At 55.3% G+C, this 13,540-nt stretch carries 17 protein-coding genes, 1 tRNA gene and 1 pseudogene; 17 read left to right on the top strand and 2 right to left on the bottom strand.

Features of this window, described 5'->3' with window-relative positions; translation table 11 throughout:
- Nucleotides 1-60: 60 nt before the first annotated feature.
- From M2407_RS14115 to M2407_RS26310, 6 genes and pseudogenes are all read left to right on the top strand, one after another.
- The gene (locus tag M2407_RS14115) at nt 61-693 is read left to right on the top strand and encodes a phage baseplate assembly protein V (protein WP_129942350.1); all 633 of its coding nucleotides are present in this window, start codon (nt 61-63) and stop codon (nt 691-693) included.
- A gap of 10 nt (nt 694-703) precedes the next feature.
- The gene (locus M2407_RS14120; protein ID WP_165366503.1) at nt 704-844 is read left to right on the top strand and encodes a hypothetical protein; all 141 of its coding nucleotides are present in this window, start codon (nt 704-706) and stop codon (nt 842-844) included.
- Complete coding sequence (locus tag M2407_RS14125) at nt 841-1,191, top strand: GPW/gp25 family protein (RefSeq protein WP_259218453.1); 351 nt, start codon at nt 841-843, stop codon at nt 1,189-1,191. Before M2407_RS14120 ends, M2407_RS14125 begins: the two co-directional genes overlap by 4 nt.
- 3 nt (nt 1,192-1,194) lie before the next feature.
- Complete coding sequence (locus tag M2407_RS14130; RefSeq protein WP_129942346.1) at nt 1,195-2,103, top strand: baseplate assembly protein; 909 nt, start codon at nt 1,195-1,197, stop codon at nt 2,101-2,103.
- The gene (locus M2407_RS14135) at nt 2,096-2,629 is read left to right on the top strand and encodes a phage tail protein I (protein ID WP_129942344.1); all 534 of its coding nucleotides are present in this window, start codon (nt 2,096-2,098) and stop codon (nt 2,627-2,629) included. The genes M2407_RS14130 and M2407_RS14135 overlap by 8 nt, the downstream gene beginning before the upstream one ends.
- Nucleotides 2,630-2,638: 9 nt before the next feature.
- Nucleotides 2,639-3,241: pseudogene (locus M2407_RS26310) on the top strand (phage tail protein); the annotation flags it as partial.
- 188 nt (nt 3,242-3,429) lie between these two features.
- Here M2407_RS26310 and M2407_RS26315 read toward each other — a convergent pair.
- A complete protein-coding gene (locus M2407_RS26315; protein WP_409049652.1) occupies nt 3,430-3,495 on the bottom strand; it encodes a PTPA-CTERM sorting domain-containing protein in 66 nt (21 codons plus the stop codon).
- Nucleotides 3,496-3,538: 43 nt separating this feature from the next.
- On the opposite strand from M2407_RS26315, the gene M2407_RS26320 reads away from it, so the two are divergent.
- The 10 genes from M2407_RS26320 (at nt 3,539) to M2407_RS14185 (ending at nt 12,648) form a co-directional block, all read left to right on the top strand.
- Nucleotides 3,539-5,197 carry a hypothetical protein gene (locus tag M2407_RS26320; RefSeq protein WP_409049653.1) on the top strand — a complete coding sequence of 553 codons (1,659 nt, stop codon included), beginning with the start codon at nt 3,539-3,541 and terminating at the stop codon, nt 5,195-5,197.
- 2 nt (nt 5,198-5,199) lie between these two features.
- On the top strand, nt 5,200-5,625 hold the full coding sequence (locus M2407_RS14145; RefSeq protein ID WP_259218457.1) for a tail fiber assembly protein: 426 nt from the start codon (nt 5,200-5,202) through the stop codon (nt 5,623-5,625).
- Between the two features lie 284 nt (nt 5,626-5,909).
- On the top strand, nt 5,910-7,079 hold the full coding sequence (locus M2407_RS14150) for a phage tail sheath protein (protein ID WP_259218458.1): 1,170 nt from the start codon (nt 5,910-5,912) through the stop codon (nt 7,077-7,079).
- Nucleotides 7,080-7,093: 14 nt separating this feature from the next.
- The gene (locus tag M2407_RS14155; protein WP_259218459.1) at nt 7,094-7,603 is read left to right on the top strand and encodes a phage major tail tube protein; all 510 of its coding nucleotides are present in this window, start codon (nt 7,094-7,096) and stop codon (nt 7,601-7,603) included.
- Nucleotides 7,604-7,660: 57 nt separating this feature from the next.
- Nucleotides 7,661-7,942, top strand: coding sequence for a phage tail assembly protein (locus M2407_RS14160; protein WP_128864097.1), 282 nt, complete (start codon nt 7,661-7,663; stop codon nt 7,940-7,942).
- A gap of 32 nt (nt 7,943-7,974) precedes the next feature.
- Nucleotides 7,975-8,097 (top strand): GpE family phage tail protein, encoded by a 123-nt coding sequence (locus M2407_RS14165; protein WP_037432597.1) that lies wholly within the window; start codon nt 7,975-7,977, stop codon nt 8,095-8,097.
- On the top strand, nt 8,090-10,705 hold the full coding sequence (locus M2407_RS14170; protein WP_259218461.1) for a phage tail tape measure protein: 2,616 nt from the start codon (nt 8,090-8,092) through the stop codon (nt 10,703-10,705). Before M2407_RS14165 ends, M2407_RS14170 begins: the two co-directional genes overlap by 8 nt.
- Nucleotides 10,706-10,717: 12 nt before the next feature.
- A complete protein-coding gene (locus M2407_RS14175) occupies nt 10,718-11,182 on the top strand; it encodes a phage tail protein (protein WP_259218462.1) in 465 nt (154 codons plus the stop codon).
- Nucleotides 11,179-12,327, top strand: a complete 1,149-nt coding sequence (locus M2407_RS14180; RefSeq protein ID WP_259218463.1) for a phage late control D family protein — start codon at nt 11,179-11,181, stop codon at nt 12,325-12,327. The genes M2407_RS14175 and M2407_RS14180 overlap by 4 nt, the downstream gene beginning before the upstream one ends.
- Before the next feature lie 90 nt (nt 12,328-12,417).
- Nucleotides 12,418-12,648 (top strand): DNA-binding transcriptional regulator, encoded by a 231-nt coding sequence (locus M2407_RS14185; RefSeq protein ID WP_176984448.1) that lies wholly within the window; start codon nt 12,418-12,420, stop codon nt 12,646-12,648.
- A gap of 156 nt (nt 12,649-12,804) precedes the next feature.
- Here M2407_RS14185 and M2407_RS14190 read toward each other — a convergent pair.
- A tRNA-Ile gene (locus tag M2407_RS14190) sits at nt 12,805-12,881 on the bottom strand.
- A gap of 148 nt (nt 12,882-13,029) precedes the next feature.
- On the opposite strand from M2407_RS14190, the gene mug reads away from it, so the two are divergent.
- A complete protein-coding gene (gene mug / locus M2407_RS14195) occupies nt 13,030-13,518 on the top strand; it encodes a G/U mismatch-specific DNA glycosylase (protein WP_115060541.1) in 489 nt (162 codons plus the stop codon).
- Nucleotides 13,519-13,540 lie beyond the last annotated feature (22 nt).

Raw genomic sequence — 13,540 nt, forward strand, 5'->3', positions numbered from 1 at the left:
CCTCTGATCGTCCAACTGTCTCACGTTGCCGCCGCCCTTGCCGGGCGGCATCCTTTCCGCATGAACAATCAATCCGACATTCTGCGTCTGCTGCGCAACCTGATCCGCATTGGCACCGTGAACGCCGTCGACCCAGACAGCGGTCATTGCCGTGTCGATACCGGCGGCAATCTTACCGACTGGCTCAACTGGATCTCTTTCCGCGCCGGACGCACCCGCATATGGTCGGCCCCGTCAGTTGGAGAGCAGGTTCTTGTCTTTGCGTTGGGGGGGGAACTCGATACCGCCTTTGTACTGTGCGGTATTTACTCCGACGACTTCCCGGCCCCGTCGGTGTCAGCGGATGCGCTACATATCCATTTCCCTGATGACGCGGTGCTGGAGTATGAACCGGCCACCGGGGCGCTGAGTGTGACCGGCATTAAAACTGCTGACGTACAGGCGTCAGAGTCGATCACCGCCAGCACCAAGGTGGTGATGGTCAAAGCCGCAAAAAAAATCACCCTCGATGCCCCGGAGGTGATCTGCACTAACAAGCTGACCACCGGCACGCTGGAAGTGAAAAAAGGCGGCACGATGACCGGCAACATTACACACACCGGCGGCTCATTCTCATCCAACGGCGTTGTTGCTGATAAGCATACCCATGGCGGCGTCCAGAACGGCGGCGGCAAAACAGATGACCCATCTTGAGGACACCAGAATGAAAACATTACCCGTTATTTTTGCCGCTCTTTTTTCCCGTTTGGGCGCGCCAATTGCCTTATCTGGCGCCGTCTTACTTGCGCTGAATGGGGTATCCGGCTGGAGCTGGTTTCTGGCCGTTGGACTGCTGCTGTCATGAACAACGCCAAATATATCGGCATGAACCGCAACACCGGCCGCATGCTGACGGACATCGACCATATTCGGCAGTCCGTGGCTGACATTCTGTTAACGCCGCAAGGTTCACGCCCTATGCGCCGGGCCTATGGCTCTTTGCTGTCGGAGCTGCTCGACCAGCCGCAGAATGACACGCTGCGCCTGCAAATTATGGCCGCCTGTTACAGCGCGATTCTGGCTTGGGAACCCCGCGTAAAGCTGACCGGCATCACCTTTAACACCACCTACGACGGCAAGATGGTGATCGACATCACCGGCACCCGCACCGATACCCCCGGCGCGTTGTCGTTGTCTATTCCTGTGAGTTGAACCATGGCAACGATTAACTTAAGCCTGCTTCCCGCCCCGACAGTGGTCGAGGTGTTGGACTATGAAACCCTGTTGGCAGAACGTAAGGCTACGCTGATTTCACTTTATCCCGAGGCTGAACGGGCGGCCATCAGCCGCACACTGGCGCTGGAGTCAGAGCCGATCGTTAAGCTGCTGCAGGAAAATGCCTATCGTGAGGTGATTTTACGCCAGCGCATCAACGATGCCGCCAAGGCGGTGATGCTGGCTTATTCCACGGGGGCCGACCTTGACCAGTTTGGCGGGAATTTTAGCACCCCGCGTTTGGTGATCATCCCGGCGGATGAAACCACTATCCCGCCGACACCGGCAGTCATGGAATCGGACGACGATTATCGGTTACGCCTGCAGGATGCCTTTGAGGGTATGAGCACCGCCGGTTCGGCAGGTTCTTATCGCTTTCATGCACGCTCTGCCGATGGTCGGGTAGCCGATGTGACCGCTATCAGCCCATCACCGTCCTGCGTGACCGTGACGGTGTTATCACGTGACGGCGACGGCACCGCCAGCCCTGAGCTGTTGCAAGTCGTCAGCGTGGCGCTGAACGATGAGGATGTGCGCCCGGTCGCTGATCGGGTGACGGTGCAATCCGCCAAAATTACCCGCTATGCCATCGAGGCCACGTTATACCTCCATCCCGGCCCGGAGGTTGCGCCGATCCTCACGGCGGCCAATGAAAGGTTGCGTAATTACGTGGAGGGTGTGCGCCGATTAGGGCGCAGTATTCGCCGATCCAGTATGAACGCTGCGTTGACCGTTGAGGGTGTCGAGCATGTAGACATCATCAAACCGGCGGCCGATATCGTGTTGGATAAGACGCAGGCAGGCTATTGCACCGGCTTCACCATCAATCCAGGGCGAGCCGATGAATAACCGATTAATGCCGGTCGGGTCATCCCCGCTGGAAGTGGCCGCCGCCACGGCCTGTGCCGAGCTGGAGCGTTTACCGGTACCGCTGCGCGAACTGTGGAACCCGGCACGCTGCCCGGTGCACTTGTTGCCCTATCTGGCGTGGGCATTTTCCGTCGATAGATGGGATGAGGCATGGCCGGAGGATGTAAAGCGCGGTGTCGTCGCAGCGGCGTTTTTCATCCATCGCCACAAAGGCACCATTGGGGCCGTGCGGCGTGTGGTCGAGCCGCTCGGCTACCTGATTAACGTTGTTGAATGGTTTCACACTGAAGGCGCAGATCCGCCCGGCACCTTTCGGCTGGATATTGGCGTGTTGGAAACCGGCATCACGGAAGAAATGTATTTAGAAATGGAACGGCTGATCGCCGATGCAAAACCCCTGAGCCGCCATCTGATCGGCCTCAATATTCTGCAGGACATCCCCGGCCTGATTTACGTCGGTGCGGCCGTCGTGGACGGCGATGTCATCACCGTTTACCCCGGATAAGAGGAAGTCATGAGCAAGTATAAAGCGATTATTACCACCGCCGGGGCGGCCAAAATTGCCGCCGCGTCGGCAGGCGGTACCCAGTTAAAAATCACCCGTATGGCCGTCGGGGACGGTAACGGCACCTTACCCACACCGAACCCGGCACAGACCAAGCTCATCAATGAGAAATATCGCGCTACCCTCAACGGGTTGACCATTGATAAGTCGATAAAAAATCATATTGTTGCGGAGTTTATTATCCCGGCGAACGTCGGCGGGTTCTGGCTGCGTGAAATGGGGCTGTATGACGATTTCGGCACGTTGATTGCGGTCAGTAATGTGGCCGAAAGCTACAAGCCGAAACTGGAAGAGGGCAGCGGTCGCACGCAGACGTTGCGCATGATCCTGATTGTCAGCAGCACCGCCGCTATTAGCGTGATTGCCGGGGGCGATACCGTACTGGCTACTAAAGATTTTGTTAATGACGCCATAAAGGAGCATGAGAAAACCCGTAACCATCCGGACGCCAGCACCATCGCTAAAGGGTTGGTGCAACTGAGCAGTGCGACAAACAGCGCAGACGAAACTAAAGCCGCCACGCCGAAGGCCGTTAAGGCCGTTAACGATGCCAGTGCCAAAAAGAGCGCCAATCTGTCAGACCTGACCGACAAATCCGCCGCCCGTGGCAATCTTGCGTTAGGCAGTGCTGCGACGAAAAACGTCGGTGTTGAGGGCGGGCAAGTGATGGCCGTCGGTGCGTTTGGGCTGGGGATGGGCGGAAGACAATTTGATGATGCCTATTCGAATATCGCGCAAATTTACCGTGTTAATGTTGCCTCTGTGAATAAACCACCGATTACCGGTAACATTGCTGCCGGGGTCATTAGCCTGCCTTGCGATGCCGCACCGTCAGCGGGTTATATTGCGGTGTCAGGTGTTGGTCATGGTTTTATCGGTTACTCCAACCGGCCGGAAAACGGGGTGCGCTGGTCACGCATTTACACCACGGATTACAAACCAACGGCGGCGGATGTGGGGGCGCTTACTGATGCGCAGGCGGTGCAAAAGTTTGTCCAGCGCTCTATCAAGGTTAACGGCAAACCGTTGTCCGGTGATGTCAATCTGTTGGCGGCTGATGTTAACGCGTGGAATAAAACCGAGGCTGACGGGCGTTTTGTGAAACGAACAGGTGACACGATGGCCGGGACGCTTGTCATTGATGGCGCAACGGTGTTACCTACTCAACCACTGCGAGCAGCGACCGACGTCCCCGCACTCTGGAAGCAGGGGATCAGTTTATCAACGTTGGAGTTTGACGATAAAAACACCAGTAGTTATCCCGCGCAGCCTTATGCAACGTTAGTCAATTTGAGTGTGACTGAACATCGAGGCATCCAATTATTATCAGAAAAAGCGACGAATAATTTTTGGCTGCGTTCGGCAGATGCTAAAAAATACTCAGACTTTGTAAAACTCTACCATACGCAGAATAAACCGACGGCAGCGGATGTAGGGGCGTTAACGGATACGCAAGCCGCGCAGAAATACGCCTTGCGATCGTACAAGGTCAACGGTAAACCACTATCAGGCGACGTCAATCTGTTGGCGGGTGATGTTAATGCCTGGAATAAATCAGAGGCAGACGGACGTTATTTAATGAAGTCCGGCGGGCAACTGACCGGCACAGTAAAAACCACGGCTGAGATTCAGTCGCTTACCGCTGATAATTATCGCATTGTCAGCGGGGATTACGGGACGTTCTGGCGTAATGATGGCAACAGCATGTATTTAATGCTGACGAATGCAAAAAATCAGTACGGGACGTTTAACGGCCTGCGCCCATTTGCTGTAGATGTGAAAAACGGGAATGTTAACTTTGGCCATATTGTCAGCACAAATAACGATCTGAATGTTGGGAACAACCTCGGCGTCAGCGGACAGGGGTTTATTTTTAAAGGTGGTGTCACATCCTATGAAGGCGGCGGCGAACGTCATCACCAAACCAACGGGCTGTTATTGCGTGGTGCGGGCGATCTGAGAGCTGAAATTTATCATCATGAAACCATTGGGAAGCACCATGCACTTTCGTTTCATGTGGGAAACGGCACCGCTGGTGATGGCTGGTTTGATTTTCGCGCTGGCGGTGATGTGTATCTTAACGGCCCCAGTCCGACATTGAATGTTGGGCCTGCTGTTCATGCTGCTGACGGTAATATTATGGGGAGTCGCTGGGGTAATAAATGGCTATGGGATGCGGTGATTGAGCAGGTTAATGGCCGTGTTGACTGGAATTCATTTAACAATCGTAGTCACATTTCCGGCAATAGAAATGCCTGGTGGTATAAGGACGAATTAACCGGGTATATCCATCAGGGTGGTGTTATCAATCGCGGCGATAACTATCTAAACCGCGTTAATTTTCCACGCGGATTTACACAGGACTGTTTCGGGGTTCAATTAACACTGGCGGGTCATTGGGGGGACTCATCTGCAAACATGGAAGCGCTAAACGTGGGGCCGGGAGGATTTGACTCTGGTATGAATGGAAATGAACGCATCGCATTTTGGTGGGCGGTTGGGGTTTAATGATGAATTACGGATACAGTGCGAAAACCAATATTTTCTATGTGTTGGAAGATCAGGAAGCCTACGAAACAAATAACAACTGGCCTGATGATGTTAAACCGGTGTCTTTAGAACATTGGGAAAAATACCGCGGGCAATCCCCTTCGGGGAAAATACGGGGGGCGGATTGCGATGGCTTGCCGTGCTGGATTGACGTTCCACCGTTGAGCCAACAGGAACAGGTGAGCGAAGCGTCACGTAAAAAGAGTTTGCTGATAGTACAAGCCAGCAATGCAATTGCTCCTTTGCAAGATGCGGTTGAATTAGGGATGGCGACCGAGAAGGAGAAGGCGCAGTTGGTCGCATGGAAAACCTGCCGGGTGCTTGCCAACCGTATTCGGCCTGAGGATACGCAGGACATTGACTGGCCGACAGTCCCCGACGCCTAATAAAAAAGCCCGCATCATTATGATATGCGGGCTTTGTGCTTTGCGGCTTTCCCTGATGTTGCCGCGTCTTGTTCATTGACCATACCCCGTCTGGCTAAATTCCGTCCAATTGATTGCGTAGATCAATGCGCCATTATTGATCGGCGAAAACGATCGTCATTTCTTCAAAATCGCTCCGGCAGGTATCGCCTGTTGTCTGGCCTGTCTTCCATCACCCATCACGTGCGGCCTGCGCTGCTGGGCGGCATCATGCCTGCACCTACTCATTACGGAGCGAGCTATTTATGGGTGACTATCATCACGGCGTGCGTGTTCTCGAAATCAACGACGGCACCCGCGTTATTTCTACTGTTTCGACGGCTATCGTCGGCATGGTGTGCACGGCGGAGGATGCCGACGCGGCCACTTTCCCGCTCAACACGCCGGTGCTGATCACCGACGTGCTGGCCGCCTCCGGCAAGGCCGGTAAAAAAGGCACGCTGGCAGCGGCGTTGCTGGCTATCGCTGATCAGTCAAAACCGGTCACGGTGGTTGTGCGCGTAGCCGAAGGAAAAGACGTTAAGGAAACCACCTCAAACATTATCGGCGGCGCTAACGCGGAGGGCCGTTACACCGGTATGAAAGCGCTGTTGTCTGCGCAGGCGGAGTTAGGTGTGAAACCGCGCATCCTCGGCGTGCCGGGCCATGACAATTTGGAAGTGGCGACGGCACTGGCGGGTATCTGCCAGAAACTGCGTGCATTTGGTTATGTCAGCGCCTACGGCTGCAAAACGGTACAGGATGCGATTAAGTACCGCGCCAATTTCAGCCAGCGCGAGCTGATGCTGGTCTGGCCGGATTTTGTGAGCTGGAACACCACCACCAACAAAAGCGATATTGCCTATTCCGCCGCCCGTGCGCTGGGCCTGCGTGCCAAAATCGACACGGAAACCGGTTGGCACAAAACCCTGTCTAACGTCGGTGTGAATGGTGTTACCGGCATCACCGCCAGCGTGTTCTGGGACTTACAAGCGCCGGGTACGGATGCCGACCTGTTAAACCAAGCGTGCGTCACCACATTGATCCGCAAAGACGGCTTTAAATTCTGGGGTTCGCGCACCTGTTCTGACGATCCGCTGTTCCAGTTCGAAAACTACACCCGCACCGCGCAGGTGTTGGCTGACACCATGGCCGAAGCGCACATGTGGGCGATTGACCGGCCAGTCACGCCGACGCTTATCCGCGACATGATTGATGGCATCAAAGCCAAATTCCGCGAACTGAAATCCGCCGGGCTGATTATCGACGGCGATTGCTGGTATGACGCCAGCGCCAACGACAAAGAAACCCTGAAAGCGGGCAAGCTGTTTATTGATTACGACTATACGCCGGTGCCACCGCTGGAAGATTTAACCTTGCGTCAGCGTATCACTGACCGCTATCTGGCGACGTTCGCCGCGTCCGTGAACCGCTAAGGAAAGGATGAGTTATGGCTCTGCCTAAAAAACTGAAATACCTGAACCTGTTTAACGACGGCTTCAACTACATGGGGATCGTATCCTCGCTGACGCTGCCGAAGCTCACTCGCAAGCTGGAGAAATACCGGGGCGGCGGTATGAATGGTGCGGCCCCGGTCGATATGGGGTTGGACGATGACGCGCTGGCGCTGGAATGGAGCATGGGCGGCATTGATGAACTGGTGCTTAAGCAGTGGGGCGCAGTCGATGCCGTGCCGCTGCGTTTTGCCGGTTCCTTCCAGCGTGATGACACCGGCGAGGTGTCCGCCGTGGAAGTGGTCATGCGTGGCCGCCATAAGGAAATCGACTCTGGCGAATACAAACAAGGTGAGGACACCGAAACCAAGGTGGCCACTGAATGCACCTATTTCAAGCTGACCGTTGACGGCAAAGAGCTGATCGAAGTCGACACCGTGAACATGGTCGAAAAGGTCAACGGCGTTGACCGTTTGGCAGAACATCGTAAGGCCATCGGGCTGTAATTTTTGTGCCAGCCCGTCGGGCTGGCCGTTCCACGAATCCAAGAGAGAATAACCATCATGAACGAAGCAAAAGAAAACGTCATCACCCTCGACACCCCGATTAAGCGCGGTGAAACCACTATCGCCGAGGTGCAGGTAATCAAACCCACCGCGGGCGCATTACGCGGTGTCGGTCTGGCAGCGGTAGCGAATGCGGATGTTGATGCGCTGCTGGTGATCCTGCCGCGTGTCACGTACCCGAGCCTGACCAAAGAAGAATGCGCCCGCCTGGAATTGCCAGACTTGGTGGCGCTGGCCGGGCAGGTGGTCGGTTTTTTGTCGCCGAAGTCGGCGGAGTAGCGATTGATGCCCGGCTGGGCGTTGATGACCTGATGGCGGATATCGCAGTGATATTCCACTGGCCGCCATCAGAAATGACCGGTATGACGCTCACGGAGCTGTTGAACTGGCGTCATAAAGCATTGCAACGCAGCGGAGTGAATCACGATGAGTAAAAGCCTGCAGCTTCAGGTCTTGCTGAAAGCCGTAGACCAAGCCACCAGCCCGCTAAAGAGTATCCAACAGGCAAGCAAAACGCTTGCCGGTGATATCAAAACCACGCAGCAAACCCTTAAAGCACTGGACGCACAGGCCGCCCGGATTGATGGCTTTCGTAAGCAACAGGGGCAGCTCGCTGTCACCGGGCAGGCGCTGAAAAAGGCCAAAGCGGAAGCGGCCGCGCTGGCCGTTCAATTCAAGGCGACGGAAAAGCCCACAGCGCAGCAAGCGCGATTACTGGCAGCCTCCAAGCGTGCCGCGACTGAGTTACAAACGAAATACAATGGGCTGCGCCAGTCCGTGCAGCGCCAGCGTGACGCGCTCAATGCTGACGGTATCGCTACCAAGATCCTGAGCGCCGAGCAACGCCGGTTAAAAGCCAGTGCCGGTGAAGCCACGGGCGCACTCAACCGCCAGCGGGCAGAACTGGAACGGTTAAGCAAAAAACAGCAGCAGGTAAACCGCGTTAGCGCCCGCTATCAGGCAGGGAAAGCCGCAACGGCCACGGTTCGCAATACCAGTGCTGCCGGATTGGGTGTAGCTACCGCTGGACTGGTCGCAGAAACCGCATTTATTGCGCCGGGTGTGCAGTTCGACAAGCAGATGTCAGACACGCAGGCCACGTTAGGGCTGGCGAAAGATGACAAGCAACTGACGGCGATCCGCCAACAGGCGCGGGATATCGGGGCCACCACGGCATTTTCCCCGACGGACGTCGCTCGCACACAATCGGTGTTAGCGAAATCCGGCTTTAACGGTGATGCCATTCTGAAATCGACCGAATCCACGGTAAATCTGGCGCTGGCTTCCGATCTGGACATCGCCGACGCGGCCGACATCATCACCAACATGCAATCGGCGTTTAACATGCCGATAGACGAGATCCAGCGCGTCGCGGACGTGATGACCAAAGGTTTCACCAGCTCCAACAGCAACCTGATGGATTTTGGCGAGGCGATGAAGTACGTCGCCCCGATTGCGGAGGCGGCCGGGGCCAGTATCGAGGACACCACCGCCTTGCTGGGCGTGTTGGCCGATAACGGCATCAAGGGGTCTATGGCCGGTACGGCGGCCAGTGCGATGTTTACGCGGTTACAGGCGCCAGTAGGGCAGGCGGCTGATGCGTTGTCAGAATTGGGCGTAAAAACCAAGGACGGCAAAGGGAACATGCTGCCGATCGCGAACATCCTCAAGAAAATTAACGGCTCGTTTAAAACCAACAAGCTCGGCACCGCACAGCAGGCCGAATACCTGAAAGTCATTTTCGGCGAAGAAGCGATGAAAGGCGCTATCAAGCTGATTGACGCCGCCGGTAATGGCAAGCTGAGCGAAAAACACAACACCGTCACCCAGTCAAAAGGGGCTACGGCCCAGATTGCCCGAGTGAAGGTGGACAACCTCGACGGCGACCTGAAAAACCTGTTTTCCGCATGGGAAGATGTGCGCATTGAGGTGTTCGACGGCCAAAACTCGGCGCTGCGTAAGCTGGCCGTCTCCGCCACTGAATGGCTGACAAAGGTCGGTGCATGGGCTAAAGCCAACCCGGCGTTGGTCGGCACGTTATCAAAGGTCACCGCAGGCGTAACTGCACTGATTGGCGGACTTGCTGCGCTGGGCCTTATCGCATGGCCGGTGATGGCCGGGGTCAATATGTTGATTGCCGGGGCTGGGTTGCTGGGGACGGTATTCACCACGGTAGGCGCAGGTATTGCTGCCGCATTTACCGCCATTTCATGGCCTGTATTAGCCCTGATTGCTGTCGTTTCTGCCGGTGCTTTGCTGATCCGCAAATATTGGGAGCCTATCAGCGCCTTTATCGGTGGCGTAGCCGAAGGGTTTAAAGCGGCTCTGGCTCCGATTACCGCCGCCTTTGAACCGATGAAACCCGTGTTTGACTGGTTTAGCGAGAAGATTAAAGCGGTTTATAACTGGTTTATGGATTTGTTGGCACCGGTGAAATCGACGCAGGCCGAACTACAGAATGCGGCCGAAGTGGGTAAAAAATTTGGGGAAGCCATCGGAAACGCGCTGAACTGGCCTATGCAGGTGCTCGACAAGCTGGGCGGGAAAGTCGGTTGGTTAGCGAAAAAACTCGGGTTTATGAAGGATGAAACCGCAGAGTTAGACAAAGAGGCGGTAAAAAACAACCCTTACGCAACGGGGGCCGGTGGCCGGGGGTATTCACTCAGCGGCGGGCTAGTAAATACCGGCGCATCGCCGGTGATTAAGGCAGTTCCGGCCGTGGGTCGGCCGGACATACTGCCTGCTTCTGTGGTGAATATCTCACCTGCCGTCATCGCCCTGGCACCCCCGGTGATGTTGCCTGCTACCGAAGTCAACGCAGGCCGTGCGCCCCCTGTTGCCCCACTGGCACCCCAGCGCTATGCGCCGGTAATGCGAGGGGCATCATCGGCCTATACCGATAACAGTGTGACGCATAACAAGTATGACGTTGTGATCCCCGCAGGGATGAGCCGGGAAGACACGTTGCAACTACTGAATGAAGCGCAGGCACGCCAAGAACGTGAGCGACGCGCACGTGCCCGCAGTTCTATGACCAATTAGGCGCAAATTATTATGATGCTGACGTTAGGATTCTTTGTTTTCATGCTGCAAACGTTGCCGTATCAGTCGCTGAACCGCACAGCGGATTATCGCTGGCCGAGCAATGCCCGCGTGGGCCAGCGCCCGGCGTCGCAGTTCTTGGGGCTGGATGATGAAAAAATTACCTTGTCCGGCGTGCTACTGCCGGAAATTACCGGCGGCAGGTGGTCGCTGTTGACGCTGCAACTGATGGCTGAACAGGGGCGGGCATGGCCGCTGATTGAGGGCAGCGGGACGATTTACGGAATGTTTGTGATTGAGTCGATATCGGAAAGCCATTCGGATTTTTTTGCCGATGGCAGCCCACGCCGCACAGAATTTACCCTCAATTTAAAGCGAGTTGATGAATCTTTGTCTGTTATGTTTGGCGATTTGAGCCAGCAGGCCAGAGAGCTTTACGGCAAAGCAGGGGCGGCTATGGGCGGGCTATTATCATGATCACCAACGTTGCCATGCCTGCCGGGGCATTGATTGCCCCGGACTTCTCTTTGTCGCTGCAGGAAAAAGACATCACGCAAAACATTCGTAAGCGGCTTATTTCTCTATCACTGACGGATAACCGGGGTTTTGAGGCTGACCAGCTTGATATTGAGCTGGACGACAGCGACGGCCTGATGGTGATGCCGCAGCGTAATGCGGTGCTTGCGTTGTCGCTCGGCTGGAAGGGGGCAGCGCTGACGCCGAAAGGGCTGTTTACCGTGGATGAGGTCGAGCACCACGGGTCACCGGACACATTGACCATTCGCGCCAGAAGTGCGGATTTTCGCGGGTCGCTCAATACCCGTCGGGATGAGTCCTACCATGACACCACGCTGAGCCATATCGTGCAGAAGGTGGCGGCGCGAAATGCGCTTAAAGCCACGCTGGCCGCCGGATTGAGCACTATTAAAGTGAGTCACATCGACCAGACGCAGGAAACTGACGCGGCCTTTCTTACCCGGTTAGCCTCGCTTAATGGCGCGGTGGCCGTGGTGAAGAACGGCAACCTGCTGTTTATGCGGCCGGGCAACGGCACCACCGTGAATGGCAAGCCACTGCCGGTGTTTACTCTCACCCGACAGGATGGCGATCGGCATAGCTTCAGTATTGCCGATCGGGATGCTTACACCGGGGTGACGGCGAGCTGGCTCAATACCAAGCAGCCAAAGCCGCAGAAAGTGAAGCTGCAGCGTAAACCGAAAGAACAGCATTTACGGGCGCTGCAGCATCCCAACGCCAAGCCGGCCGCCAGTAAAAAAACGGGGAAACCCGTTGAGGAAAAGAAAGGGGAATATCTGGTGGGGGCCGAGGATAACGTGTTTGTGATCCCCAAAGTCTACGCGAACAAGGCCGCCGCCATGCGGGCCGCGCAAGCTAAATGGGAAAAGCTGCAGCGCGGCGCGGCTGAGTTCTCACTGTCGCTCGCCATGGGGCGTGCCAACATCACCCCGGAAACGCCAGTACGCGTCAGCGGGTTTAAAGCGGTGATCGATGCGCAAGACTGGATAGTGAGTAAAGTTACGCACAGCCTGAGCAATGGCGGCTTTACTACGGCGCTAGAGTTTGAGGTTTTGCTTTCTGATGTGACTTATGAAGTTTCATAAAGTGAATTGTAAATTCACTTAAAGTTTATTTTGTTTCAGATCGTGAGAGGTATTATCGGCGACAACAGAGTTAGTGACGAGGAATTAATCATGTTTCATTGCCCGTTATGCAAAACGGCGGCACATGCCCGTACCAGTCGTTACCTGAGTCAGCATACAAAAGAACGTTACCACCAGTGCCAAAATATCAACTGCGGACACACGTTTAAAACGATGGAGAGTTATGACAGCGCGATTATGACTCCCGGGCAGGTAACGGCAGTGCCACCACATCCTATTGGCGTCAGTATTACAGGGCAACAACAGGTTATGTGGATGTAATCAGTCATAGAAGAATAACCCGCGAAGTGCGGGTTTTTTTATGTCTAAAAAAAGTGGCGGTACAAATCCATCGCCACTTTATCGCCATCGACAATCAGGGAAATAAAAAAGCCACTCGCGTGAGTGGCTTAATTATATGATTTTAAAGCTAAAATTTGGTGGCCCCTACTGGACTTGAACCAGTGACCAAGCGATTATGAGTCGCGTGCTCTAACCAACTGAGCTAAGGGGCCAAGCGGCGAGATTATACGGCAATCCTTCGACGCAGGTCTACAGTTAACCATCCGTATGTTGCTTTTATGCGCAGTTCTAGCCTGTTGTAATTACTGGCGGATTTTGCGATAACCGCTGTAAATCCCCTTTAATGGACTCCCGAACCCTATGGAACTCCTGGCGCCAAACCTGCGGGTGGTGTTTTGCGGCATCAACCCCGGCCTCTCCTCCGCCCACCAAGGCTACCCTTTTGCCAACGGCAGCAACCGCTTCTGGAAGGTGGTGCATCAGGCTGGCTTTACCGAACGTCAACTGGCGCCCGAACAGTGGCAACAGCTGCAGGATACCGGCTGCGGCATCACCGCGCTGGTGGCACGGCCAACGGTCGCCGCCAGCGAAGTGACGCGTGACGAATTGCTCAGCGGCGGCGAGGCGCTAAAAGAAAAAATCTTGCGCTATCAGCCGCGCGCATTGGCTGTTTTGGGCAAGCAGGCGTTCAGCAGCGCCTTTGGGGTAAAAAATGCGGCCTGGGGCCGTCAGGAGATGACGATCGGCAAAACTGAGGTTTGGGTATTGCCGAACCCCAGCGGATTGAATCGTGCCACGCTGGAGCAGCTTACAGAGAGTTATCGCGAGCTGTTTCTGGCATTGAAATAATCTGAGAGGGAGTTGCAGGATG

Source organism: Serratia sp. BIGb0234, from assembly GCF_024809915.1.
Lineage (GTDB): Bacteria > Pseudomonadota > Gammaproteobacteria > Enterobacterales > Enterobacteriaceae > Serratia > Serratia liquefaciens.

Excerpts from the sequence above, each read along its gene's own strand:
- M2407_RS14185 (WP_176984448.1), top strand. The coding sequence starts at position 12,418 with ATGTTTCATTGCCCGTTATGCAAAACGGCGGCACATGCCCGTACCAGT.
- M2407_RS14145 (WP_259218457.1), top strand. The coding sequence starts at position 5,200 with ATGAATTACGGATACAGTGCGAAAACCAATATTTTCTATGTGTTGGAA.
- M2407_RS14135 (WP_129942344.1), top strand. The coding sequence starts at position 2,096 with ATGAATAACCGATTAATGCCGGTCGGGTCATCCCCGCTGGAAGTGGCC.
- mug (WP_115060541.1), top strand. The coding sequence starts at position 13,030 with ATGGAACTCCTGGCGCCAAACCTGCGGGTGGTGTTTTGCGGCATCAAC.
- M2407_RS14170 (WP_259218461.1), top strand. The coding sequence starts at position 8,090 with ATGAGTAAAAGCCTGCAGCTTCAGGTCTTGCTGAAAGCCGTAGACCAA.
- M2407_RS14160 (WP_128864097.1), top strand. The coding sequence starts at position 7,661 with ATGAACGAAGCAAAAGAAAACGTCATCACCCTCGACACCCCGATTAAG.
- M2407_RS14115 (WP_129942350.1), top strand. The coding sequence starts at position 61 with ATGAACAATCAATCCGACATTCTGCGTCTGCTGCGCAACCTGATCCGC.
- M2407_RS14180 (WP_259218463.1), top strand. The coding sequence starts at position 11,179 with ATGATCACCAACGTTGCCATGCCTGCCGGGGCATTGATTGCCCCGGAC.
- M2407_RS14130 (WP_129942346.1), top strand. The coding sequence starts at position 1,195 with ATGGCAACGATTAACTTAAGCCTGCTTCCCGCCCCGACAGTGGTCGAG.
- M2407_RS14165 (WP_037432597.1), top strand. The coding sequence starts at position 7,975 with ATGGCGGATATCGCAGTGATATTCCACTGGCCGCCATCAGAAATGACC.
- M2407_RS14155 (WP_259218459.1), top strand. The coding sequence starts at position 7,094 with ATGGCTCTGCCTAAAAAACTGAAATACCTGAACCTGTTTAACGACGGC.
- M2407_RS14175 (WP_259218462.1), top strand. The coding sequence starts at position 10,718 with ATGATGCTGACGTTAGGATTCTTTGTTTTCATGCTGCAAACGTTGCCG.
- M2407_RS14120 (WP_165366503.1), top strand. The coding sequence starts at position 704 with ATGAAAACATTACCCGTTATTTTTGCCGCTCTTTTTTCCCGTTTGGGC.
- M2407_RS14150 (WP_259218458.1), top strand. The coding sequence starts at position 5,910 with ATGGGTGACTATCATCACGGCGTGCGTGTTCTCGAAATCAACGACGGC.
- M2407_RS14125 (WP_259218453.1), top strand. The coding sequence starts at position 841 with ATGAACAACGCCAAATATATCGGCATGAACCGCAACACCGGCCGCATG.